At 66.3% G+C, this 22792-nt stretch carries 20 protein-coding genes and 1 tRNA gene; 9 read left to right on the plus strand and 12 right to left on the minus strand.

Annotation, left to right across the window (positions count from 1 at the left end):
• Positions 1 to 9: 9 nt before the first annotated feature.
• Entirely contained in the window at positions 10 to 1317 is a 1308-nt protein-coding gene (gene lysA, locus Verru16B_RS04000; protein ID WP_069961078.1) for a diaminopimelate decarboxylase, read from the minus strand.
• Positions 1318 to 1406: 89 nt separating this feature from the next.
• Between lysA and Verru16B_RS04005 the strand changes: the two genes are divergently transcribed.
• From Verru16B_RS04005 to Verru16B_RS04025, 5 genes are read left to right on the plus strand one after another with little or no spacing between them, the layout of a single operon-like run.
• Positions 1407 to 1676 carry a hypothetical protein gene (locus Verru16B_RS04005; RefSeq protein ID WP_069961079.1) on the plus strand — a complete coding sequence of 90 codons (270 nt, stop codon included), beginning with the start codon at positions 1407 to 1409 and terminating at the stop codon, positions 1674 to 1676.
• A 51-nt stretch (positions 1677 to 1727) separates the two neighbouring features.
• The gene (locus Verru16B_RS04010) at positions 1728 to 3272 is read left to right on the plus strand and encodes an AbgT family transporter (protein WP_069961080.1); all 1545 of its coding nucleotides are present in this window, start codon (positions 1728 to 1730) and stop codon (positions 3270 to 3272) included.
• 16 nt (positions 3273 to 3288) lie between these two features.
• Positions 3289 to 4824 (plus strand): AbgT family transporter, encoded by a 1536-nt coding sequence (locus Verru16B_RS04015; protein WP_069961081.1) that lies wholly within the window; start codon positions 3289 to 3291, stop codon positions 4822 to 4824.
• Positions 4825 to 4829: 5 nt separating this feature from the next.
• Positions 4830 to 5447: a TM7S3/TM198-like domain-containing protein gene (locus Verru16B_RS04020; protein ID WP_069961082.1), complete on the plus strand. Its 618-nt coding sequence runs from the start codon at positions 4830 to 4832 to the stop codon at positions 5445 to 5447.
• Positions 5448 to 5485: 38 nt separating this feature from the next.
• Entirely contained in the window at positions 5486 to 5944 is a 459-nt protein-coding gene (locus Verru16B_RS04025; protein ID WP_069961083.1) for a hypothetical protein, read from the plus strand.
• A gap of 54 nt (positions 5945 to 5998) precedes the next feature.
• Here Verru16B_RS04025 and Verru16B_RS04030 read toward each other — a convergent pair whose 3' ends face one another.
• From Verru16B_RS04030 to Verru16B_RS04050, 5 genes are all read right to left on the minus strand, one after another.
• The gene (locus Verru16B_RS04030; RefSeq protein WP_157772190.1) at positions 5999 to 6241 is read right to left on the minus strand and encodes a hypothetical protein; all 243 of its coding nucleotides are present in this window, start codon (positions 6239 to 6241) and stop codon (positions 5999 to 6001) included.
• A 214-nt stretch (positions 6242 to 6455) separates the two neighbouring features.
• The gene (locus Verru16B_RS04035) at positions 6456 to 7241 is read right to left on the minus strand and encodes a succinate dehydrogenase/fumarate reductase iron-sulfur subunit (RefSeq protein ID WP_169829308.1); all 786 of its coding nucleotides are present in this window, start codon (positions 7239 to 7241) and stop codon (positions 6456 to 6458) included.
• Positions 7242 to 7307: 66 nt separating this feature from the next.
• Entirely contained in the window at positions 7308 to 9230 is a 1923-nt protein-coding gene (locus Verru16B_RS04040) for a fumarate reductase/succinate dehydrogenase flavoprotein subunit (protein ID WP_069961086.1), read from the minus strand.
• A gap of 11 nt (positions 9231 to 9241) precedes the next feature.
• On the minus strand, positions 9242 to 10021 hold the full coding sequence (locus Verru16B_RS04045) for a succinate dehydrogenase cytochrome b subunit (protein WP_069961087.1): 780 nt from the start codon (positions 10019 to 10021) through the stop codon (positions 9242 to 9244).
• Between the two features lie 149 nt (positions 10022 to 10170).
• On the minus strand, positions 10171 to 11901 hold the full coding sequence (locus Verru16B_RS04050) for a tetratricopeptide repeat protein (protein WP_157772192.1): 1731 nt from the start codon (positions 11899 to 11901) through the stop codon (positions 10171 to 10173).
• Between the two features lie 70 nt (positions 11902 to 11971).
• On the opposite strand from Verru16B_RS04050, the gene Verru16B_RS04055 reads away from it, so the two are divergent.
• Both Verru16B_RS04055 and Verru16B_RS04060 read left to right on the plus strand, forming a co-directional pair.
• Positions 11972 to 13084, plus strand: coding sequence for a PEP-CTERM sorting domain-containing protein (locus Verru16B_RS04055; protein ID WP_069961089.1), 1113 nt, complete (start codon positions 11972 to 11974; stop codon positions 13082 to 13084).
• Positions 13084 to 14139 (plus strand): PEP-CTERM sorting domain-containing protein, encoded by a 1056-nt coding sequence (locus Verru16B_RS04060; RefSeq protein ID WP_069961090.1) that lies wholly within the window; start codon positions 13084 to 13086, stop codon positions 14137 to 14139. Before Verru16B_RS04055 ends, Verru16B_RS04060 begins: the two co-directional genes overlap by 1 nt.
• On the opposite strand, the gene Verru16B_RS04065 is transcribed toward Verru16B_RS04060, so the two are convergent.
• The 3 genes from Verru16B_RS04065 to Verru16B_RS04075 all read right to left on the minus strand — a co-directional run bounded on the left by Verru16B_RS04065 (position 14120) and on the right by Verru16B_RS04075 (position 16632).
• Complete coding sequence (locus Verru16B_RS04065; protein WP_069961091.1) at positions 14120 to 15430, minus strand: phenylacetate--CoA ligase family protein; 1311 nt, start codon at positions 15428 to 15430, stop codon at positions 14120 to 14122. The genes Verru16B_RS04060 and Verru16B_RS04065 overlap by 20 nt on opposite strands.
• A 35-nt stretch (positions 15431 to 15465) precedes the next feature.
• Positions 15466 to 16041, minus strand: coding sequence for an NUDIX hydrolase (locus Verru16B_RS04070; protein ID WP_069961092.1), 576 nt, complete (start codon positions 16039 to 16041; stop codon positions 15466 to 15468).
• A 63-nt stretch (positions 16042 to 16104) separates the two neighbouring features.
• Positions 16105 to 16632: a LysM peptidoglycan-binding domain-containing protein gene (locus Verru16B_RS04075; protein WP_083270087.1), complete on the minus strand. Its 528-nt coding sequence runs from the start codon at positions 16630 to 16632 to the stop codon at positions 16105 to 16107.
• Between the two features lie 207 nt (positions 16633 to 16839).
• Between Verru16B_RS04075 and Verru16B_RS04080 the strand changes: the two genes are divergently transcribed.
• Positions 16840 to 16916, plus strand: a tRNA-Pro gene (locus tag Verru16B_RS04080).
• Positions 16917 to 17007: 91 nt separating this feature from the next.
• Positions 17008 to 17679, plus strand: a complete 672-nt coding sequence (locus tag Verru16B_RS04085; RefSeq protein ID WP_157772194.1) for a hypothetical protein — start codon at positions 17008 to 17010, stop codon at positions 17677 to 17679.
• A 202-nt stretch (positions 17680 to 17881) separates the two neighbouring features.
• Here Verru16B_RS04085 and Verru16B_RS04090 read toward each other — a convergent pair whose 3' ends face one another.
• From Verru16B_RS04090 to carB, 3 genes are all read right to left on the minus strand, one after another.
• Positions 17882 to 18538, minus strand: a complete 657-nt coding sequence (locus Verru16B_RS04090) for a tetratricopeptide repeat protein (RefSeq protein ID WP_069961095.1) — start codon at positions 18536 to 18538, stop codon at positions 17882 to 17884.
• A gap of 87 nt (positions 18539 to 18625) precedes the next feature.
• On the minus strand, positions 18626 to 19480 hold the full coding sequence (gene purU / locus Verru16B_RS04095) for a formyltetrahydrofolate deformylase (RefSeq protein ID WP_069961096.1): 855 nt from the start codon (positions 19478 to 19480) through the stop codon (positions 18626 to 18628).
• A 20-nt stretch (positions 19481 to 19500) separates the two neighbouring features.
• Positions 19501 to 22740, minus strand: coding sequence for a carbamoyl-phosphate synthase large subunit (gene carB / locus Verru16B_RS04100; protein WP_069961097.1), 3240 nt, complete (start codon positions 22738 to 22740; stop codon positions 19501 to 19503).
• Positions 22741 to 22792: the final 52 nt, after the last annotated feature.

The following is a 22792-nucleotide window of genomic DNA, read 5'->3' on the forward strand; positions in this document are numbered from 1 at the left end:
GGTTGGCCGTCAGATTTTGAGGAAGCCGGGGATCTTTTCGCCGGCGACCATAGTCTCGAAAGACTCGCGGACGTTGACCAGCTCGAAGCGGCTGCCCGACACGAGCACCTCGGCGACCTGGCCGCGGGTGTTGTAGCGGCTGGCCATGGTGTAGCCGTAGGCCCCGGCACTCATGAAGGCGATGAGCTCGCCCTCGCCGACGGCCTGCAGCGTGCGGTCCTTGGCAAAACAGTCGCCGGACTCGCAGATGGGGCCGACGATGTCGGCCTTGAGGGCGGCGCGGGTGGTGTCGCGCGTGAGCGGCACGATCTCATGGTAGGCCTCGTACATCGCCGGGCGCACCAGGTCGTTCATGGCGGCGTCAACCACGAGGAAGTTCTTGGCGGCACCCCGCTTGAGGTACTCGACGCGGGACAACAGGATGCCGGCGTTGCCGACCAGGAAACGGCCGGGCTCGAGCAGGATCTTGAGCCCAAGCGGGGCGAGCAGCGGGGTGAGCGCCGCGCCGTAGGCCTCGGGCGTGAGCGGACGCTCGGCCTCGGGCTGGGCGTCCCACCAGGCCTGGCTGCCGCTGGCGAGGGCGTCCTGGTAGATGATGCCGATACCGCCGCCGATGCTGAAATAGGTGATGCCGTAGAGCTTTTTCAGCTCCGCGACGAAGGGCACGACCTTGGCCACGGCCTCGGCGAAGGGCGTGACGGAGGTCAGCTGCGAACCGATGTGCATCTGTACGCCCTTGAGCTCGAGGTGGGGGAACTGCGCGGCGGCGGCGTAGGCCGCGGCGGCGTGCTTGAGCGGGATGCCAAACTTGTTGTCGCTCTTGCCCGTCGTGATCTTGGCATGGGTCTTGGCGTCGACATCGGGGTTGATGCGGATGGCGATGGGCGCCTTGCGGCCCAGCTGCCCGGCCACGTGATTGATGCGGGCCAGCTCGGGCTCGCTCTCCACATGAAAACCAAAGACTCCGGTCTCCAGCGCGAGCCGGATCTCGGCCTCGGACTTGCCCACGCCGGCGAAGACGCTGCGGGTGGTGTCGCCGCCCGCGGCGGCCACGCGCCGCAATTCTCCGCCGCTCACCAGATCAAAGGCCGCGCCGAGGTTCGCGAAGTGGCGCAGGACGGCCAGGTTCGAGTTGGCCTTCATCGCGTAACAAATCTGCAAATCCAGGCCGGTGAGGCTGGACGCCAGCCGCCGGTAATTATCGGCAATCGTCTGGGCACTATAGACGTAGGTCGGCGTGCCGTGGAGCTGGGCGATGGCGGCGAGGTCGACGGACTCGCAGTGCAGTTTTTGACCGGCGTAGTGGAAGTGATGCATCGGTGGGTAAAGGCGGCGTGAAAGGTGTCCAGATAGAGATAAACGATTTGAACGGAAGCGCTATTTTGAAGGAGGCTGACCGTCCGCCCATGTCACCGACGCTCCGCCGCCTGCTCAACTACCTCCCGCTGCCCACCGGCGGCCGGGTGCAGTATGTGCGGGCCAGCTGGCACAAGCCGACCCCCTACGACCAGTGGCGCAGCCAGCCGCCGTTCCGTCCGGTCAACACCCTGCGGGCCGACCATTTTGGCCGCGGCCTGCGCCGGCGTCGGCTGGGCCGGGCCGCCCTGCGCTGGACGCTGGCCGCCGGCGTCGCTTGGGTCGTCGTGGAAAGCGTCCGGGCCATGACCCTTTTCTAGGCAATTGGCGGTGGGAATTGACGCCGGCTGTACCGGCGGTTGGATCGGGCCATGACTCCATCGCCCGCCCCCGTCGCGACGTCCTCGTGGTTTCAGCGTTTTCTCACGGTCATCGAGCGGCTTGGCAACCTCCTGCCGAATCCCTCCACCCTCTTCGCCCTCCTCGCAGCCACCGTTGTCGTGCTGTCCTGGATCTTCAGCCGGATGGGCGTCTCGGCCATCCACCCGGCCACGGGCCAGGTCGTGCCCGTGATCAACCTCCTGAATGTCGAGGGCCTGCACCGCATGCTGATCAGCGTGGTGCCCAACTTCGTGGGGTTTCCCCCGCTCGGCACTGTCTTGGCCTGCCTCGTGGGCATCGCGGTGGCCGAGCGCACCGGCCTCGTGACCGCCGGGCTGCGCCTCATCGTCCTGGCCACCCCGCGCCGCTGGCTGGCCTCGATCGTCGTGTTCGGCGGCATCCTGTCGCACTCGGGGGCGGATGTCGGATACGTCCTTTTCATCCCGCTTGGCGCGGCGATGTTCCATGCCGTGGGCCGGCATCCGCTGGCCGGCCTGGCGGCGGCCTTCGCCGGCGTCTCCGGCGGCTTCAGCGCCAACATCGTGCTCGGCACGATTGACGCCCTGCTGGCCGGCATCACCCAGGCGGCGGCGACGGTGGTGCGGCCCGGCATGCTGGTGAACCCCGCGGCCAACTGGTACTTCCTGATTGCCGCTTCCATCCTGATCACCGTCGTGGGCACCTGGGTGACCGAGAAGATCGTCGAGCCGCGTCTCGGCCCCTACCAGGGCGACGCCCAGGCGGAGGAAATCAAGCCGCTCAACGCCGGCGAGAAGCGCGGCCTGCTTTATGCCGTGCTCGCCACGCTCGCCGTCACCCTCGTGATCCTCTGGGGCACCCTGACCGACGGCGGCTTCCTCCTCGACCCGAAGAACCCGACCTTCCTCGGCTCCTATTTCATCAAGGGCCTCATCTTCTTCATCTTCTTCTACGGGCTGGTGGCCGGTCTGGCCTATGGCATCGGGGCCGGCACGATCCGCAACGACAACGATGTCATCCGCGGCATGGACGCCTCGGTTTCCACGATGGGCTCTTACATCGTGATGGCCTTCTTCGCCTCCCAGTTTCTCGCCTACTTCAACTGGACCAACCTCGGGACCGTCCTGGCGGTGAAGGGCGCGGGCCTGATCAAGGACATGAACCTGCAGGACAGCCCGACGCTGCTCATGGTTTCGCTGGTGCTGTTCACCGCGACGGTGAATCTGGTGATCGGCAGCGCCTCGGCCAAGTGGACGCTCCTCGCGCCAATCTTCGTGCCGATGTTCATGCTGCTCGGCTACACGCCCGAACTGGTGCAGGGCGCCTACCGGGTCGGCGACAGCTGCACCAACATCATCACGCCGCTGAACCAGTATTTCCCGCTGATTCTCGGCTTTGCGGTGCGGTACGTGCCCAAGACCGGCATCGGCACCATGCTGGCCATGATGCTGCCCTACTCGATCGCCTTCCTCATCGCGTGGACGCTGATGCTCATCGCGTGGATCGCCCTCGGCCTGCCGGTCGGCCCCGGCGCCGGGCTCTTTCTGCCACAATAACCCCCGCGCCCCACCCATGAGTTCCTCCCCCGCGCCGACCTCGCCACTCCAGCGTTTCCTCAATACCGTTGAGCGCACCGGCAACGCCCTGCCCCATCCGGCCACGCTGTTCGCCCTGCTCGCCGCCCTGGTGGTGCTCCTCTCCTGGATCTGCCACACCCTCGGCGTGTCCGTGACCAACCCGGCCAGCGGCAAGGTGGTGACCGTGATCAACCTCCTCTCGGCCGAGGGCATCCAGCGCATGATCCTTGAGCTGCCGCGCAATTTCCTGGCCTACCCACCGCTCGGCATCTCGCTCACCTGCATGCTCGGCATCGGCATCGCGGAGTACACCGGGCTCATGGGCGCGATGCTCCGGCTCATCGTGCTCAACTCACCTGCCCGGCTCATCACGCCGATGGTGGTCTTCTCCGGCGTCATGTCTAACGCCGGCAGCGAGGTCGGCTACGTCTTGCTCATCCCGCTGGCGGCCGCGCTCTACCACACCCTCGGCCGGCATCCTTTCCTCGGCCTGGCGGCGGCGTTCGCCGGCGTGTCGGGGGGCTACAGCGCCAACCTCATCGTCGGCTCGGTGGACGTGCTGCTCGCCGGCCTGTCCGAGGCCGCCGCCCACATCGTCGATCCCACCTACACGGTGGATGCCTTCAGCAACTGGTATTTCATGATGGTCTCCACCTTCTTCATCACGGCCGCCGGCACCTGGGTGACGGAGAAGATCGTGGCCCCGCGCCTCGGCGAGTACCGCGGCGAGACCAAGCGCGACGAACTGAAGCCTCTCTCCGCGCAGGAAAAGCGCGGCCTGTGGGCCGCGCTGGCCGTGACCGCGGGCCTCACCGGCCTCGTGCTTTGGGGTACGCTCGCCCCGGGCGGATTCCTCATCGACCCGAAGAACCCGTCCTTCCTCGAGTCCTATTTCATCCGGGGGCTGATCTTCTTCATCTTCGTCTACGGCCTGTTGCCCGGCATCGCCTACGGTGTCGCGGCCCGCACGGTCCGGAACGACCACGACATCATGGGCGGCATGACGACGACCATGAAGTCCATGGCCTCCTTCATCGTCCTGGCGTTCTTCGCCGCCCAGTTCATCTCCTACTTCAACTGGACCAACCTCGGCATCATCACCGCGGTGAGCGGCGCGGAGTTCATCCAGCATCTTGGCCTCGAGAGCATGCCGCTGCCGCTGATGCTCGCCCTCGTGCTCTTCGCCGCCACGGTCAATCTCCTGATCTCCAGCGCCTCGGCCAAATGGGCGCTGCTTGCTCCGGTGTTCGTGCCCATGTTCATGCTGCTGGGCTACTCGCCCGAGCTTGTGCAGGGCGCGTTCCGCGTCGGGGACAGCTGCACCAACATCATCACGCCGCTGCTCAGCTATTTTCCCCTGATCCTGACCTTCGCCCAGAAATACGACCCGCGGGCCGGCATCGGCACCCTCATCGCCACCATGCTGCCCTACTCGCTCTGCTTCCTGGTCGTCTGGACCCTGCTGCTCATGGCCTGGATCGCGCTGGGCGTTCCCATGGGACCGGGCGCCCCGTTGCTGCTCGGGAAGTGACCGTCATGACCGACCTGACCGCCCACTACCCCTGGATCTCCGCCGGCGCGATCGCCTGGGGCCTGCTCGACGTGTTCTTTGGGTACCGGGTCTTCAAGGTCACGCTCGCCGTGGTCGGCGGCCTGATCGGGCTCGGCGGGGCCCACGTCCTCGCCACGTTTCTCGCGGTCACTCCGGGCGTGGCCACCGCGTTGCTGGTGGTCGGCGCGATGCTCGGCGCGGCGCTGGCGTTCCTGCTCTACCTCGCGGCGGTTTTTGTCGCCGGCTTCGGCTTCGGGGCCACGCTGGCGCTGCTGTTGCTGGCCCGCCAGCCCCCGGTCGTCGCCCTGGTGGCGGGCATCGTGCTCGGCATCCTCGGCGGCTTTCTGGCGGTTAAGGTCCAACGCATCCTGATCGTGCTGTCCACCTCGCTGCTCGGCTCGTTTCGCGCCCTGCTGGCCCTCACCTATTTCACGGCGCAGATCGACTGGTTGTTCTACGTGCGCCAGCCCGAGCAGCTGCCGGCCCTGCTGGACGGCCACAGCTGGATCATGCCTGCCACCCTGGCGCTCGCCACGGTCGGGGCGGTGGCCCAGCTGGGGCTGGGCGGCGACAAGGAACCCAAGAAAAAGAAGGCGGAGTAGTTCTTGCCGCCCCTCCCGCCATCGCCACATTTGTCGCCATGAAGAAGCTGTTCGCCCCTCTGCTGTTCATCCTTGCTGCGCTCGTCCTCGGCGGCTGCGGCAGCAACACGGCGGTGATGACCGCCGGCCTGCGGGCCGATCTGGTCCGTCTCCAACGCGCCAGCAACGGTGACGTCCAGGTCACCTGGCGGGTCCAAAACCCTAACGTGGTCGGCTACGTGCTGACCCGGAGCATAATCAAGCTCACCCTCGACGGCGTCCCGGTCGGCACCCTGGCCAGCCAGGAGCGCATCGGCATTCCCTCGATGAACCAGGCCGAACGGACCGCGGTCCTCACGATTGCCAATCCGGCCGCCGGTGCGGCCATTGAGCAGGCCCTGGCCCGGGGTTCCGCCAGCTACGCGATGCACGCGACGATCTGGATGCTCGTGGTCGATCAGGAATTCGAGAAGTTCACGCTCACCGCCACCGGCACGGTGCCCGCGGGGGCCGAATAAAAAAGGCCCCGGCATGAGCCGGAGCCTGTAGAGTCACTTGCGGAGGGACGGGACTTACGCGGCCATCCGCTGCGCCGGCGTCGCGACACTCGCGGCGCGCAGCGCCACGGGCAACCGGATCGGGCGGCGGCTCATGAGCGACCGCGGCACGCGGCTGTATTGCTCGACGGTCCAGGCCACGAGGCCGGTGCTGAAGAGGATGGCGGTGAAGTCGGCGGCGTCGAAGGGACGACCGCTGGCGAGAGACGCGATGCCCAGGAGGGTCGCGGTGAGAACGGAGATAAGAGCGGTTTTCATGGGATTCATTGTTGTTTCCCTGATAACCCGGGTCCCCGCGAAAAGTTGCAGGCATTCGTCCGCGGCCCGGCCCAGGGCCAAGTCCGCAGTCTGCCCACGGTGAATGAAGGATTTGCGCAGACCGGGCGGGGCCGGGTCGGCGCCGGTCCTCAGCCGGGGCCAAAAAAAGGGCGCACCATGTGCGCCCGGGTTGCGATCCTCGTCGAATCGAGACTCAGCCCGCGCCGCCGGCGCCGGCGTTGGACGCGGGCTGGAGGCTGCTGCGGAAGAGGGCGCCGATGTAGTCGCGGTTCATGCGCGCGATGAAGTCGTGCGAGATGAGCTTCGGACAGGCGGCGGAGCACTCGTACTGGTTGGTGCAGTTGCCGAAGCCGAGTTCATCCATCTTGCTCACCATGTTCAGCACGCGGGTGTCGCGCTCGGGCTGGCCCTGCGGGAGGAGGCCCAGCTGGGAGACCTTGGCGGACACAAAGAGCATCGCGGAGGCGTTCTTGCACGCGGCCACGCAGGCGCCGCAACCGATGCAGGCAGCCGCATCCATGGCCAGGTCGGCGACGGGCTTCGGCACCGGGATGGCGTTGGCGTCGCAGCAGGCGCCGGTGCGCACGCTGATGAAGCCGCCGGCCTGCTGGATCTGGTCGAAGGCGCTGCGGTCGCTGATGAGGTCCTTGATGACCGGGAAGGGCTTGGCGCGGAACGGCTCGATGACAATCGTGGCGCCGTCGGCGAAGCTGCGCATGTAGGTCTGGCAGCTGGCGACGCCCTGGTGCGGGCCGTGGGGTTTGCCGTCGATGACCAGCGAGCAGGTGCCGCAGATGCCCTCGCGGCAGTCGTGGGCGAAGGCGATCGGGTCCTCGCCGCGCTTCTCGAGGTCGTCGTTCACGACATCCAGCATCTCGAGCAGGGACATGTTGGGGCTGAGGTTCGCGGCCTGGTATTCGACGAACTTGCCGGCACTGCCGGGGCCGGCCTGACGCCAGACGCGGAGGGTGACGGAGATGAGCTTGGGGGAGGTTTCAGCGACCATGGTGGTTTTTTGAATTTCGATTGCGGGTGGGGCGGGCGCTTACTTGTAGGAGCGGACGCTCATCTTCGTGAACTCGTAGTTGAGGGCCTCGGTGTTGCGGAGGGGTTCCTTGCCCTCGCCCTGGTATTCCCAGGCGGCGACATGCCCGTATTTTTCGTCGTCACGTTTGCACTCGCCGTCGGGGTGCTGGTATTCCTCGCGGAAGTGACCGCCGCAGCTTTCCTCGCGGGTGAGGGCGTCGCGGCACATGAGCTCGCCGAGGTCGATGAAGTCGGCCACGCGGCCGGCGCGCTCCAGAGCCTGGTTCATGTTGTCGGCGGAGCCGGGGACATTGACGTTGGCCCAGAACTCCTCGCGCAGGGCGGGGATTTCCTTGAGTGCCTGCTGCAGGCCTTCCTTGGTGCGGGCCATGCCGCAATACTTCCACATGATCTTGCCGAGCTTCTTGTGATAGTAGTTCACGGGCTCCTTGCCCTTGTTGCCCATGAGGCGCTGCACCATCGCGTTCACGCTGGCCTCGGCGTCCTTGAACTCGGCGCGGTCGGTCGAGGGCTTGTTGTTGGGCTTCTGGCCGGCGAGGTAATCGCCGATCGTGTAGGGGATGACGAAGTAGCCGTCGGCCAGGCCCTGCATGAGGGCGGAGGCACCGAGGCGGTTGGCGCCGTGGTCGGAGAAGTTCGCCTCACCGAGCACGAAGAGGCCCGGGATGTTGGACATCAGGTTGTAGTCCACCCAGAGGCCGCCCATGGTGTAGTGCACCGCGGGGAAGATGCGCATCGGGGTCTGGTAGGCGTTCTCGTTCGTGATCTCGTGGTAGATGTCGAAGAGGTTGCCGTAACGCTCACGCACGGCGGGCTCGCCAAGGCGCTTGATGGCGTCAGCAAAGTCGAGGTAGACGCCGAGACCGGTCTCGCCGACGCCGCGGCCCTCGTCGCACATGCGCATGGCGGCGCGGGAGGAAACGTCACGCGGGGCCAGGTTGCCGAAGCTCGGGTAGATGCGCTCGAGGTAGTAGTCGCGGTCCGCCTCGGGGATGTCGGCGGGGTTCTTCTTCACGTCCTCCTTCTTCTTCGGCACCCAGATGCGGCCGTCGTTGCGGAGGGACTCCGACATGAGGGTCAGCTTGGACTGGTAGTCGCCGGAAACGGGGATGCAGGTCGGGTGGATCTGCGTGTAGCAGGGGTTGGCCAGGCAGGCGCCGCGTTTGTAGGCGCGCCAGATGGCGGTCGCGTTGGAGCCGCGCGCGTAGGTGGAGAGGTTGAAGACGTTGCCGTAGCCGCCGGTGGCGAGGATCACGGCGTCGCCGGAGTGGCGGTGCAGTTTGCCCGTGACGAGGTCGCGGGTGATGACGCCCTTGGCGTGGCCGTCGACCACGACGAGGTCGACCATCTCGTGCTGGGTGATGAGCTCGACCGCGCCGGCGCCGACCATCTTGGAGAGGGCGGAATAGGCGCCGAGGAGGAGCTGCTGGCCGGTCTGGCCGCGGGCGTAGAACGTGCGGGAGACCTGGGCGCCGCCGAAGGAGCGGTTGGCGAGGAGGCCGCCGTACTCGCGGGCGAAAGGCACGCCCTGGGCGACGCACTGGTCGATGATGTTCACCGAGACCTCGGCGAGGCGGTGGACGTTGGCCTCGCGGGCGCGGTAGTCGCCGCCCTTCAGGGTGTCGTAGAAGAGGCGGTGCACGCTGTCGCCGTCATTCTGGTAGTTCTTGGCGGCGTTGATGCCGCCCTGCGCGGCGATGGAGTGGGCGCGGCGCGGGCTGTCGTGAAACACGATGCACTTCACGCGGTAGCCGAGCTCGGCGAGCGTGGCCGCGGCGGAGGAGCCGGCAAGGCCGGCGCCGACGACGATGACCTCGTATTTGCGCTTGTTGGCGGGGTTGACGAGCTTGATGTCCGCCTTGTGCTTGCGCCACTTGTCGGCGAGCGGGCCGGCCGGGATTTTGGAGTCGAGTTTGGCCATGGCGGGGAAGATTAGCGTTGGGCGAGGGTGGTGGCGGCGGTGGTGCCGGGGGCGGGTCGGGCCACGCCGGTGAGGATCGCGCCGGGGATGGCGAGGTTGCCGAGGAAGTAGGCCAGGCAGTAGACCGCGACCACGCGGCGGAGGCCGGGGGCCCAGCGGTGGTTGCGGAGGCCGAAGGTCTGGAACATCGAGTCCACGCCATGCAGGAGGTGCAGGCTGAGCAGGCCGACCGCGATGATGTAGAAGATCGAGACGACCGGGCTGGCGAAGCCGAGGTAGACCATGCTGTAGACATCGTGGACGTGCAGGCCGGCGGCGACGACGGGGAAGCCGAGGATGTGGAACTCACTGCCCATGGCGTATTCCGGCAGCGCGGTCTTGAAGCTGTCCGCCTGCGCGGCGCCGACGGTGAAGTGGGCGATATGGTAGACGATGAAGGCCAGGATCACGAGGCCGGTGTGTTTCATGTAGCGGGAGGCGAAGATGGCCTGCAGCCACTTGCTCACGCCGTAGGATTCCGGACCGCGGGCCGCCTTGTTTTCCAAGGCGAGGGCGATGGCGGCCCACACGTGGATGCCCACACAGGCCAGGAGGAAGAGGCGGATGCCCCACAGCGCCGGCCCGAGGGACTGGAGGAAGTGGGCGTAGCCGTTGATCTTGTCGGGATGGGCGAAGATCTGGAGGTTGCCCACCAGGTGCCCGGTGACGAATCCGACGAGCACGAGGCCGGTCAGGGCCATCAGAAATTTTCTGCCGATCGAGGAGCGAAGAAGCGCACCGGGTAGATTCATCGAGTGTGGGTGGGGGTGGGTAAACGGAGCGTCGTAACCGAAATAGTGGCTGGAGGTTAGTCCACCCGTTCCGAGGTTGTAAAGAAACGCGACCGAGCCAAACCCAATATTAGCGAGCCTACAGCGTGGCAGAAGGCCCGGGGCGGATCTCAGGGCCGGGCGACCTGGTTGCGTTCGCGAGCCGCCGTCACCAAGGCCCGTTCCTCGGGCAGGAGAGCTTCGCCGTCTGTGCCCCTGAGCAGTGCCTCACTGGCAGCGGCGCGTCCCGCCTCCGCCAGGATCACCCCTCCGGCCAGCGCATAACGCGGTTCGTTGTAGGAACTGGAGGGCAAGGTCTCGAGTACGGCTAGGGCGTCTGGCACCCGCTTTTCCCGCCAAAGAGCGAGGGCATGGGCTACGGTGGCGCCGGAATTCAACGGCTGCTGCCGCAGGTATTCCGCCGTCTCGACCGCGGTGGCGACCCGCCGGCGCCCGAGGAGGTGGCCCATGATGGCACTTTCAACCTGCACGACGGGGTCGCCGGGCATGGCCAGCCGCCATTCGGTGTAAACCTGCCAGAGCTGTTCACTATCACCGCGTCCGAGGGCCGACGCAATCAGCTGCCGCCAGGCCCAAAGCTCGCGCGGCATGGTGCGGGCAATGGTCAGCAACACCAAGCGGTGCTCGGCCGGCCAGCCCCACAGCTCGGCCAGACGCAGCAGCATGCGCAGTCCGGCGGGTGAGGCCTTGCCGGCGTCGAGCGCCGCCGCCCAACCCGGGCGGATTCCCCCGGAGCGGCCCAGCGTGTCACTGGCCTGCGCGCGGAAGGCCTGTTCCACGGCCTCGGTGGGCACAGGCCCCCAGACCCCGGCCAGCAGCAAACGCCGCAGACGGGGCCAGTCTTTCAATCGGGCCGCGAATTCCCCCTCGGCGGATCGCAGCAGCGGGTTCGAACGCAGGTCCTCCGGGAGCGTGTCGATCCACTGCAGCACGGTCTCGGTCTGGCCGTTCAGGGACATCCAGTTGGCGAGACTGATGACATCTTCCGCCGCAGGTCGCGGCTGCTGCATCGCGTAGGCGACCAGCCGATCGACGTGGTCCAGCTGGCTCGGCAGCGCGAGCAACGGTCCGCGAGGCGGGGCGAGGGTCACGGCTAGCGCCCGCAAGGCTGCGTCACGCTCCGCGGTCGGCCGAGGCCAGCGCCGCGCCAGGTCGCCGAGCAGCTCCGCCACGGCACGCATGCGCACCGGGTCCTGGCGCGCAAGTTCCAGCAGGGCGGCGCGAGCCGCCGGGGCCTTGGCCCCGTGCGGATCAGCCAGCCGGATCATCGCCAGGTTGAGCCGCACGCGAAGATCGTCCGGCGCGAGCCGGGCCAGCTCGGCCAGAGATTTTTCCTGCTCGGCCGGATTTCGCTCCAGCAGGGCCAAGCCGGCTTGCAGACGAAAATACTCGGCCGGCTCGGGCCCCGGCGCCGGTACCTGCTCCAAGGCCGCGCGCGCGATTCGTGGATCACCGAAACGGATGGCGGCCCGGGCCAATCCCAAACGGCTACGCTGATCTTCGGGATCGAGCGCCACGGCTTCCTGCCAGACCACAATCGATTCAATCTGCCCCATCCGTTCGTAAAATGCCGCCAAGCGTCGGCGGATCGCGGCGTCGCCCGGATGGAGGCGGGTGAGCTGTTCCAGGGTCAACATGGCGCTGCGTCCGTCTCCCTCTTTCTCGTAGCGCTCGGCGTTTCTTATGTCCCTATCATACCTCCACTTGGCTATAAAGGGACGTCCTGAATAATAACCCACCACCAACAAGGTGAGGCTAGCCGCCGAGACCAGCAGATAGCGTTTCACGGTTCGGCGCTGATTCAGCCGAAAGGGGGGTTCCGTGCGACGATCGTCGATCATGTGTTAAAACCGATTCAGGACCATTTAGGACTGGCAAGCCACCCATAATAAAATAGGTATAAGTACCTAGATGAAGACTGGCTCATCCCGCAAACCCAATCGCGCCCGGCTCCTGCCCTCCCGCTGGCAGACCGTCGTATTGGCGGGGCTTTTTCAAGCGGTTAATTTGTCCGCTCAGGTCGCGGTCACCGGCATCACCTACGACGCGCTGGTGGACAACGCCAACACGAGCTCCGGGGGCATCACCTATCTGAATCGCGACCGGGAGGTAAGCACGGTGGTCACCGGGCTGGGCTCCTATCGCTTCGACGGGCCCTTGGCCGACAACGTCTTTTTCCGCCGCAACACGGACTCGAACGGCAACGGCACCGCCAACCAGGCCGCCGACAATCCGAACAATTCGACGATCATCTATCAGCACGACGGCTCGAACCGGCATTATGGCGAGTATGAGTCCAGCCTCGAGCAGCTGTTTCTCGACGGCAATCTGTACGGCGGGTTGCGCAATCCCTTTGGCAACGGCGCCGGCACCAGCACCAACAGCAACATTGAGCGCATCGATTTCAATTTCGCCGGCGGCTACACGGTGCAGGCCGACGACGCCCTGGTGTTCTTCGATGTCGAGAATCTCGGCAGCTTCGGCGATGGCTTCCGCATAGCGGCCTACACCAGCGTCGGGACCGTGAACGGGTTCAGCAACGCCCCCACCGCCTACGCCAACACCGGCCTGCTGGTGGCCCCCGATTCCTTCGGCGGCCCGGTGAACAATCCGCAGGGCGGGGCTTCCGGCAACTACCGCCGCGCCACCTTCACCAACGGCGACAGCCTGGCCGGCACCGCGTCCGGCATCACTTCCGTGGGTGAACTGCAGCTCGTGGGCATCCTGATCCGTTTTGCCGATCTGGGCATCACCGCCGGCACAACCATCCAAGGGTATTCCCTCCTGGCGGGCGACACCGCTCCCACCACGGCCGCGAGCCTCGTCAACTGGAACGACGCAACCTACTACCCGACCAACACCGACCCGGCGGGCTACGGCAACATGGATTTCATGGGCTTTGGCGCCCAGATTTCCCGGCCCGTGCCCGAACCCTCGACCTACGGCGCCATCCTCGTGGCACTCGGGCTTGCGTGGGTCGGCGTGCGCCGGCTGATTGGGCGTCACCACCCGCAGCCCTCCTGATGCGCCTCGCCCGATCCACCGCCCCGCAGTTCATCCGCCACCTGCTCGGAGCCGTGGCGTTGGCCCTGGCCGCGCGCGCGCCGGCCCAGATCGCGATCAACCTGGTGAACACGGCCACGACCGACCAGTCGAACCAGACCATCAACGGCACGGTGTTCGAACGGACCACCACGCGCATCACCACATTCTACGACGCGGCGGCCAACATCTACGATGCGAACACGGTGGCCGGCTCCGCCTTCATCCGGCGCAACACCACGGCGGGCAACGGCAACAATTCCTCGGTGTGGTATGACCAGGGCACGCAGGCGGGCCGCTTCAGCTCGCCCTACGCCACCACCTATGCGGACCTGCTCCTCGGCAACAACATCCTCCGCGGCTCCGACAACACCTTCTCGAACGACGCCGGGGTGGCCGGCGGCAACATCGAGCGCATCGATTTCCTCCTGAGCAGCACCGGCATCAGCGCCTCCCTCGACACGGCCTTCGCCATCTTCGACCGCGGAGCCGTCAACCAGCACGACTACGTGAAGATCGCGGTGATCACGGGCTGGGATTCCGTCAATAACCGCCCGACGGCCTACGGCGGCACCTTGGTGAGCGTCGACACCGCCGACTACGGCTCCACCAACCCAATCGGCGATTTCGGCTACAACCTCTTTCGCTACGACAGCGGCGACGCCATGGGCGCGGGCACCTACTGGGACAACAACACCGAGACTGGCAGCCAGGGCATCGGCGGCGTCGCCGTCTCGCTCTCCGACCTGGGCCTGGCCGCCGGCACCACGATCTACGGCTATTCCCTCATGGGCTACGACGTCACGAATGGCGGCAACATGGCCAACCTCGTGGATTGGAACAACACCACGTATTACGCCACCAACACCACCGGTCAGTCCGGCACGGGCGGCATCGACCTCTCGGCGGTCAACGGCGTGCTCTACAACCGGCGCGTGCCCGAGCCCTCGACTTACGGGGCGTTGTTGCTCGGTCTGAGTGCGGCGTTTTTCGGGTGGCGCCGCTGGCGCCGCAGCCTCACCGCGCGAGCGGCTTGATCAGCGCGAACTTCCCGCTGGCTGCCGGCTGGATAAACTTGCGGCGGAACAACGCCACGCGCGTCCCCGCCCCCAGGGCGCCGGCCAGGGCCTCGGCCACCGATTCGGCGGCGACTTCGTCGGCCACATACTGAAATTCCCAGCGCTGCTCGGAGACCTGCACCAGGCTCCAATGCCAGCAGGCGAAGCTGTCGGGCAGGACCACATCGATCTCGTGGGCCGAAACGACCGTCCCATCCGCGCGCAAATGGAGATCCTTCTCGCGCCCGAGGATCCGGTAGCCCCGGGACGTGCGGCGCACGATGTCGCCGGTGAAGTAACGCAGCAGCGGCATGGCCTCGCGCCCGCGCGTCGTGACATTGATCTGGAAAACATCTTCTTCGCCGTTCGCCGACCCTGAGGCTGCCTGCGGCGAGCCGGTCGAAACCGTCGCAGGGCACCACGGCGTGAGCTCGATGAAGGCATTGTCCTCGACCACGCGCAGGTTGTCGCCAAAGGCGTCGCCGACGAACAGGTAGCCCGCCTCGGTCGAGCCATAGAGATCCACCTGCTCCGCTCCCGGGAAAGCCGCGGCGATCCGCCGGCCGTGCTGCCGGCTGGCCTTGCCGTAGGTGAGGATGACGGTCTCGACGCTCGGCACCGTGATCCGCCGGCGCGCGAGGGCCCGGGCGAGCAGGGAGAGGTAAACGGGCTCCCCCTCGATGACCTGCGGCTGCACCGCCTGCAGCTCGAGCGTGATGCGGTCCCACTCCGCCTCGGGAAAGGCAAAGGGATCGCTGGAGAGATTCAGGTACACCGTCCCGTCAAAATAGCGGTGGGGAAACGGGTGATCCTCGTACGGGCAGAGGTTGCTCGAGCAACCGACCGGCGCGAGCACGCACTTGCGGTAGGGCCGGTCCACGTAGCGCGCCAGCCGCGGATGCGCGAGGTAGGCGCGGCGGGTCTGGGCATTCCACCAGCCGTCCTCCATGACCACCGTCATCGGGCCGCTCGTCGTGCCGGAAGTGTGCTCGTATTCGAATTTCTTCTGGGCGAATCCGCGTTCGATCTCGGCGTAGTCCGCGAAAAAGGCGGTGTGGCCGTGCTGCACGATCTCCTGTTTCGTCAGCAGGGGAATCTCGCGGTAACAGGACCACTGCAGCGGTTCGGAGTGGAGGGCGAAGCGCGCGGGATAAAGCGGGCTGCGGCGATAAATCGCGCGGATCTCCTGTTCCAGGACCGCCGGCACCGCGCCGGCCTCGGGTGGGAGGCAGGCATTGGCGAAGGCGGGAGCGAGGGTGGCAGTTTCCATCAGAAGCGGGGAGTGAAGCCCGGGCCGGGGGTTAGTCAAACGACCTCCGGCCGCCATCGCGCCCAGTGGGGCTGGAACAGCAGCAAGGCGTTCAGCACCATCGCGTGCGTGATGCCGCCCGCGGCGGCGAGCGCGAACACCTCCGCCACCGGCCGGGTCAGGATTTCAAATTCCTCGTCGGGGTCCCAGTCAAGGTCGGCCACGCGCCGGGCCTCCTCCACGAGCACGAGGTGACAGCGGTTGCTCTGCATCGCGGGATTGGGGTGGACGGCGCCGAGCAGCCGCGCCCGCGCGCCGACGTAACCCGACTCCTCCCGCAACTCGCGCACGCCGGCCGTCACGGGATCCTCGCCGGGATCCATCACGCCGCCCGGGATCTCGAGGGAAAAATCATTGATGCCGTAGCGGAACTGCCGGACCAGCACGAGCTCACCCGCGGGCGTGAGCGCGACGACATTCACCCAGTCCGGCGGCTTGATGACGATGAAGTCCTGCTCCTTCTCCCGCGCCGGATGCCGGAAGATCGCGCTCACGACGTCGAAAATCCGTGTCGTGCTATGCGGCTCTTCGCGCAGTTTCTGCCAGCGCCGCGGGGGACCGGGATGATTCATGGCGAAAAAAATGCCTCCGCGACACGAGGTCTGGGAGGCACGGGGAAAGGGGATTCCGGAAATTTACTTCTTGGGAATGCGGATCTTCTGGCCGACGCGCAGCTTGGTCGGGTCAAGGCCGGGGTTCTCCGCCTCGATGGCATCCATCTTCACCGCGAACTTGCGGGCGATCTTGGCGAAGGTGTCGCCGGAGCCGATCGTGTAGGTGCCGTCGGCGTTCAACACGCCGGTGGGGGCAGCGGCGCCGCCCTTGCCCGCGGGAGCCGCGGCCTTGGCTTTCTGGGCTTCCTCCACCTTGGTGATCTGGGCGCGCAGCGTGCCGATCTCGGTGCCGACCTGGGTCAGGGCGTTCTGCACCCCTTCGCGCAGGCCGCGGAGATCGGTCTCGGACTTGGCGGTCGCGGCCCGCAGGTCGCCCTCGATCGTGACGATCTTCGGGATCTCCAGGTCATGCGCGGCCACGGTCTTTTGGAGCGTGGAAAGTTTGACCAAGGCGACGATCGCAAGGATCAGGCCAAGGGCACCGGCAATCACACCCACCAGGGGCAAAACATTGCTGGAGCTGCTGCTGTCACGGGAAAGAGTATCCATTTTTAGTTAGGTTGAGGATTCGTGTTTAGGGCGGGCTGCAGGGTGAAGCAAGAAGCTTTTATGCGCAAAAGCCCTGATCCTTGCGGTTAGGTCGGTGCGGATATGCCGCCCGGCCATACAGTAATGAAACCCATCCAGCCCCGCCGGGGGGCACGAATCCCCGCCATTGACAGGGGGCCCCTCCCCCCCTCCCATCCGTGCTGTCATCGGGGTGTAGCTTAGTCTGGTAGAGCGCCTGGTTTGGGACCAGGAGGTCGTAGGTTCGAATCCTATCGCCCCGACCATTTTTGATGGGTGAATCGCCTGAAAATGGGCGGTTTTCACTCACGGTCGGAGGAGGTCACGGTGGTAGCCTGCCGCCGTCAACCGCACGCCATGCCGAGCCTGCCAACCCAATGGTCCCTCCTCCGCCTGCTGGCCGGGCTGCCTTTGTCGGTGATGGCCCAGACCACCCTCGTCAGCTACACCTTCGAGGGCACCACGATCCCGGTGGTGGGCTCGTCCCTTTCCACCGTGACTTGGAATTCCGGCGGGTTGACGGGATACGCCAGTCCATTTTCCAGCCAGGGACAGGCCCTGAGCGTGGGTAATTTTCAAGTCTCGGAATATTACCAATTCACCCTCAATGCGACCGGCTACGGTAACCTCGTGCTGAATCCGTTCCGGGCGAATGGCAGTGGCACGGCCCCGCTGAACTGGAGAATTGCCACCAGTCTCGCGGGGCTGGACGGCCCGTTTGCTGAGGCGGCCACCTTCACGCTGGCGGCAAACAGCGCCGTGGACAGTACCACCATCCCGGGGCTGGAGCTGGGCGCCGGCGCCGACAACAATGCCTCCATCGTCCTCAGGTTGATCGCGACCTCCTCGACCCGGATCGATGGCAACCCGGCCGCCGCCAGCGGCACCTTCCGCCTCGACAACATTTCGTTCACCGGCACCGCGATTCCCGAGCCAGCCACCTATGCGGTATTCCTCAGTCTGGTCGCCCTGCTTTACCGCCACTGGTACCGGCGGCGACCGGGACCGGCCCGGTCACGATGGCCTTGATCTTGAATAAGTCTCAACGGGCCAAACCCCGTGGCGTTTGCTGAAACCCAACCTGGCAGCCAATCCTATCGCCCTTTGCATGAGCCTGCTGGCAGGCTGTTCCTTTCCGACCTAACTGAGCCTGCGCCTGGGTATCGGGGACCCCATGGGCATAAAAAAGGCCCGCCGGGAGGCGGGCCGTGGAGGTTGAGGCGGGAGGCGATTACAACCCGACCGGTTTGCGCGCCATCAGGCTGGTCGCGCGCTGCGACCAGATGCCGGCGGGATCGATCTTGCCGATCTCGGCGACGAGCCGCTCCACCTCAGCCTGATTGCCGGCCTCCACGGCCAGGGACGTCAGGTGGTAGGTGGCCTCGGCGCGGGCCGACTTGGAGAGTGCGGCGTCCGCCGAGATCGCCTTGAGCGAGGTGGTGGCGGCGGCCGAATCACCGCTGAACAACTGGCTCATCGCGACGCCGAGGCGGGCCCGGGCGAGCAAGGCGGGGTTTTTCAGGCCGGCGACGGACTTGGTGTAATTCTCGAGGGCCCCGCGGTAATCGGCGGCGGCGTAGCGCTGGTCGGCAATTCGCAGCCAGGCGATGCCGGCCAGGGCATGGCTCGAGTGGGCCTGGGCAAAGGTGGCCAGCTGCTCGGGGCGGTCGGCCGCACGGGCAAATTCCGCCTGCACGCCCTTCTCCTGTTCCGCAGCGTAGTAGCTCCAGCCCTCGCGGCCGATGACGACCAGCAGCGCGGCGGCGCAGACCATGAGGATCAGGCGGCGATTCTTGTCCCAGAAGACCTGGGCGGCCTCTTCAAACCCGGGCTGGATCGCGACAGGCTGTTCTGGGGTCTGGTTTCCGGCGGGCGGGGGAATAGTCATGGAGCCGGGCAGACTGCGAAACCAGCCGCGGCGCCTCAAGGAAAAAGGCAGGGGGCCCTCCGCCCGACCGACCCGGCCGGTCCCACCTCAGTCAAAAACGACCGTCTTGTTGCCGTACACGAGGATGCGGTTCTCCAGGTGCCAGCGCAAAGCCTGAGCCAGCACGAGTTTCTCCAAGTCCCGGCCCTTGCGCACCAGGTCCTCGACCCCGTGGCGGTGGGTCACGCGGACGACATCCTGCTGGATAATCGGGCCGTCATCGAGCACCGCGGTCGCATAATGGGCGGTGGCCCCGATGAGTTTCACCCCGCGTTGGTGCGCCTGGTGGTACGGCTTGCCACCCGCAAAAGCCGGCAGAAAGGAGTGATGGATGTTGATGACGGGCTGGCCGCACTCGCGCAGAAAATCGGCCGACAGCACCTGCATGTAGCGGGCGAGCACGACAAACTCCGTGCCTGCCTCGCGCAGGATCGCGCGCTGGCGGGCCTCGGCCTCGGCCTTGGTGGCGGGTGTCACCGGCACGTGGTGAAACGGCAGGCCGTAATGCCGCGCCGCCTCGCCGAGGTCCGGGTGGTTGGAGATCACACAGGCGAAATCGCCGGCGTACTCCCCCGCCTTCCAGCGCAGCGCGAGGTCGTGAAAACAGTGGTCTTCCTTCGAGACGAAGAGCGCGCCCTTCGGCCGGTGCGTGGACAGCGCCACCCGTGCCGTCATCCCGAGCGCGGCGGCGTGCGCGCGCAACTCCGCCGCTTCCTGCGTCGCCCCGGTCCCGGCGGGGACCCACTCGATGCGCTGGAAAAATTCCCCCGCCTCCATGTCCCGGTGCTGGTCGGCGTGCAGGATGTTGCCCTGCCGCGCGTAGATCCAACCTGACGTCTTCGCCACCAGGCCGGGCTGGTCCGGTCCGTGCAGCAGGGCGACCAGGGTGGCGGGTGTGGGCATGGGCGGAACGGGCGCGGCGGTCAGGTGACCTCGACCACGTTGCCGCGGTATTCCTGCAGGGGGCGCACGTCGACGCGCTTGGCCCGCATGGCCTTGATGCCATTGATCGAGGCGCGCACGCCGGTGAGCGAGGTCATGATGCAGACGTTGTTGGCCCAGGCGGCCGCGCGGATGGCGTTCTCGTCGTGGCGCGGGATCATCCCGCGGGGCGTGTTGATCACGAGGTGAATCTCGCCGTTCTTGATCATGTCGATGCAGTTCGGCCGGCCCTCGAGGAGCTTGTTCACGTGCTGCACCTCGACACCGTTGTCGCGGAGGAGCTTCCAGGTGCCGCTGGTGGAGCAGAGGGTGAAGCCTAGCGCGATGAACTCGCGGGCGAGGTCCACGGCGTGCGGCTTGTCGGAATCCTTCACGCTGAAGAACACCTTGCCGGTGAGCGGCAGGCCGGGCTTGGCCGCCATCTGGGTCTTCGCAAAGGCGATGCCGAGGTCGTCGTCGAGGCCCATGACTTCGCCGGTGGAGCGCATCTCGGGGCTGAGCATGATCGCGGCGCCGGGGAAACGGTTGAAGGGGAACACGGCCTCCTTCACGCACCAATGCTTGGGCTGGATTTCCTTGGTGAAGCCGAGGTCCTTGAGCTTGGCGCCGGCCATCACTCGGGCGGCGAGCTTGGCCAGCGGCACGCCAATGGCCTTGGCCACGAAGGGGACGGTGCGCGAGGCCCGGGGGTTGACCTCGAGCACGTAGAGCTGGCCGTCCTTGACGGCGAACTGGACGTTCATCAGGCCGACCACCTGCAGGGCCTTGGCCAGGGCGTAGGTCGCGGAGCGGATGGTTGTCATCATCTCCTTGGGCAGGGTGTGCGGGGGCATCACCATCGCGGCGTCGCCGGAATGCACGCCGGCGTACTCGATGTGCTCGAGCATGCCGCCGACGAGGGTCGTCTCGCCGTCGCTGATGCAGTCCACATCGACTTCGATGGCATCCTCGAGGAACTTGTCGATCAGCACGGGCTTGCCCGGCATCACGTCGAAGACCTGGCGGACCACATCCTTCAACTCCGCCTCGCTGTACAGGATGAACATGCCGCGGCCGCCAAGCACGAAGGACGGACGCACCAGCACCGGGTAACCGAGCTCGGCGGCGCTGGTGAGCGCCTCGGCCTCGGACATGGCGATGCGGTTGGCCGGGGACTTCAGCCCGACGCGGTCGAGCACGGCGGCGAAAAGTTTGCGGTCCTCGGCGGTGTCGATGCTCTCGGGGGTCGTGCCGATGATGTTCACGCCGCGGGCCTTCAGGGCGCTCGCGAGGTTGAGCGGAGTCTGGCCGCCGAACTGCGCGATGGCGCCGCTGCAGCCCTCCTGCTCGTAGACCTCGAGCACGTCCTCGAGCGTGAGCGGTTCGAAATACAGGCGGTCCGAGGTGTCGTAGTCGGTGGAGACCGTCTCGGGGTTCGAGTTGATCATCACCGTCTCGAAGCCGGCCTCGCGCAGGGCGAACGACGCGTGCACGCAGCAGTAGTCGAACTCGATGCCCTGGCCGATGCGGTTCGGTCCACCGCCAATGATCATGATCTTTTTCTTCTTCGAGGGGATGATCTCATTCTCGTCGCCGTAGCTGGAGTAATAATACGGCGTGAAGGCCTCGAACTCGGCCGCACAGGTGTCGACGAGCCGGAAGGTGGTGTGGACGCCGGCCGTCTTGCGGTGCGCGCGCATCGTGTCGAAATCGGTGCGGAGCAGGTGCGCGAGCTGGGCGTCGGCGAAACCGAACTGCTTGGCGCGACGCAGCAGGGCCGAGGGCAGGCTGGCGAGGGTGTGCGCGCGGACGGCCTCCTCCATCTCATGGATCTCCCGCAGCTGGTGCAGGAACCACGGGTCGATCTTGGAGAGCTCGAAGATGTCCTCGACCGTCAGCCCGAGCTTGAAGGCCCAGCGGATGTAATAGACGCGCTCGGCGTTCGGGGTGCCGAGCTTCTGGCGGATGGTGGCCTCGTCGGGCAGGTCGTCGCCGCCCCACTTGCCGCCGCCGCCAAAGCCGCGGGCGCCGGTCTCGAGCGAGCGCAGGCACTTCTGGAAGGATTCCTTGAAGGTGCGGCCGATGGCCATGGCCTCGCCCACGGACTTCATCGCCGAGGTGAGCGTGGTGTTGGCGCCGGGGAACTTCTCGAAGGTGAAGCGGGGGATCTTGGTGACGACGTAGTCGATCGTCGGCTCGAAGCTGGCGGGGGTGAGGCGCGTGATGTCGTTGCGCAGCTCGTCGAGGGTGTAGCCGATGGCGAGCTTGGCCGCGATCTTGGCGATGGGGAAGCCCGTGGCCTTCGAGGCCAGCGCGGAGGAGCGCGACACGCGCGGGTTCATCTCGATCACGACCTGGCGGCCGGTCTTAGGATCGATGGAGAACTGGATGTTGGAGCCGCCGGTGGCGACGCCGATCTCGCGGATGACGGCGAAGGAGGCGTCGCGCATCACCTGGAATTCCTTGTCGGTGAGCGTCATCGCCGGGGCGACCGTGATCGAGTCGCCGGTGTGCACGCCCATGGGGTCGAAGTTCTCGATGGAGCAGATGACGACGCACTGGTCCTTGTGGTCGCGCATGACCTCCATCTCGTATTCCTTCCAGCCGAGGAGACATTCCTCGACAAGGACCTCGTGCACGGGGGAGATCTCGAGGCCGTTGTTCACGATCTGCTCGAATTCCTCGCGGTTGTAGGCGATGCCGCCGCCGGAGCCGCCGAGGGTGAAGCTCGGGCGGATGATGAGCGGCATGGTGCCGATGAAATCCGCGGCGGCGCGCGCCTCGTCCAGGGTGTGGACCGTGCGCGACTTCGCCACGTCGAGGCCGATGCGCAGCATGCACTGCTTGAAGAGTTCGCGGTCCTCGCCCTTCTTGATGGCCTCGGGCTTGGCGCCGATCATCTCGACCTTGTATTTCTCGAGGATGCCGGCGTGGTGCAGCTCCATCGAGAGGTTGAGGGCGGTCTGGCCGCCGAGCGTGGGTAGGAGCGCGGACGGGCGCTCCTTGATGATGATCTTCTCGAGGATATCGAGGGTGAGCGGCTCGATGTAGGTCGCGTCGGCGAACTCCGGATCGGTCATGATCGTGGCCGGGTTGGAGTTGACGAGGATGACACGGTAACCCTCCTCGCGCAGGGCCTTGCAGGCCTGGGTGCCGGAGTAGTCAAATTCGCAGGCCTGGCCGATGACAATGGGGCCGGCGCCGATGATCAGGATGGACTCGAGGTCTGTGCGTTTGGGCATGGGCGTGAGCGCCCGCGAGGTTTGCCACCCCCCTAGGACGGGGCAAGCGGTA

Source organism: Lacunisphaera limnophila (assembly GCF_001746835.1).
Taxonomy (GTDB): domain Bacteria; phylum Verrucomicrobiota; class Verrucomicrobiia; order Opitutales; family Opitutaceae; genus Lacunisphaera; species Lacunisphaera limnophila.

Excerpts from the sequence above, each read along its gene's own strand:
- lysA (WP_069961078.1), bottom strand. The coding sequence starts at position 1,317 with ATGCATCACTTCCACTACGCCGGTCAAAAACTGCACTGCGAGTCCGTC.
- Verru16B_RS04005 (WP_069961079.1), top strand. The coding sequence starts at position 1,407 with ATGTCACCGACGCTCCGCCGCCTGCTCAACTACCTCCCGCTGCCCACC.
- Verru16B_RS04010 (WP_069961080.1), top strand. The coding sequence starts at position 1,728 with ATGACTCCATCGCCCGCCCCCGTCGCGACGTCCTCGTGGTTTCAGCGT.
- Verru16B_RS04015 (WP_069961081.1), top strand. The coding sequence starts at position 3,289 with ATGAGTTCCTCCCCCGCGCCGACCTCGCCACTCCAGCGTTTCCTCAAT.
- Verru16B_RS04020 (WP_069961082.1), top strand. The coding sequence starts at position 4,830 with ATGACCGACCTGACCGCCCACTACCCCTGGATCTCCGCCGGCGCGATC.
- Verru16B_RS04025 (WP_069961083.1), top strand. The coding sequence starts at position 5,486 with ATGAAGAAGCTGTTCGCCCCTCTGCTGTTCATCCTTGCTGCGCTCGTC.
- Verru16B_RS04030 (WP_157772190.1), bottom strand. The coding sequence starts at position 6,241 with ATGAAAACCGCTCTTATCTCCGTTCTCACCGCGACCCTCCTGGGCATC.
- Verru16B_RS04040 (WP_069961086.1), bottom strand. The coding sequence starts at position 9,230 with ATGGCCAAACTCGACTCCAAAATCCCGGCCGGCCCGCTCGCCGACAAG.
- Verru16B_RS04045 (WP_069961087.1), bottom strand. The coding sequence starts at position 10,021 with ATGAATCTACCCGGTGCGCTTCTTCGCTCCTCGATCGGCAGAAAATTT.
- Verru16B_RS04050 (WP_157772192.1), bottom strand. The coding sequence starts at position 11,901 with ATGATCGACGATCGTCGCACGGAACCCCCCTTTCGGCTGAATCAGCGC.
- Verru16B_RS04055 (WP_069961089.1), top strand. The coding sequence starts at position 11,972 with ATGAAGACTGGCTCATCCCGCAAACCCAATCGCGCCCGGCTCCTGCCC.
- Verru16B_RS04060 (WP_069961090.1), top strand. The coding sequence starts at position 13,084 with ATGCGCCTCGCCCGATCCACCGCCCCGCAGTTCATCCGCCACCTGCTC.
- Verru16B_RS04065 (WP_069961091.1), bottom strand. The coding sequence starts at position 15,430 with ATGGAAACTGCCACCCTCGCTCCCGCCTTCGCCAATGCCTGCCTCCCA.
- Verru16B_RS04070 (WP_069961092.1), bottom strand. The coding sequence starts at position 16,041 with ATGAATCATCCCGGTCCCCCGCGGCGCTGGCAGAAACTGCGCGAAGAG.
- Verru16B_RS04075 (WP_083270087.1), bottom strand. The coding sequence starts at position 16,632 with ATGGATACTCTTTCCCGTGACAGCAGCAGCTCCAGCAATGTTTTGCCC.
- Verru16B_RS04085 (WP_157772194.1), top strand. The coding sequence starts at position 17,008 with ATGCCGAGCCTGCCAACCCAATGGTCCCTCCTCCGCCTGCTGGCCGGG.
- Verru16B_RS04090 (WP_069961095.1), bottom strand. The coding sequence starts at position 18,538 with ATGACTATTCCCCCGCCCGCCGGAAACCAGACCCCAGAACAGCCTGTC.
- purU (WP_069961096.1), bottom strand. The coding sequence starts at position 19,480 with ATGCCCACACCCGCCACCCTGGTCGCCCTGCTGCACGGACCGGACCAG.
- carB (WP_069961097.1), bottom strand. The coding sequence starts at position 22,740 with ATGCCCAAACGCACAGACCTCGAGTCCATCCTGATCATCGGCGCCGGC.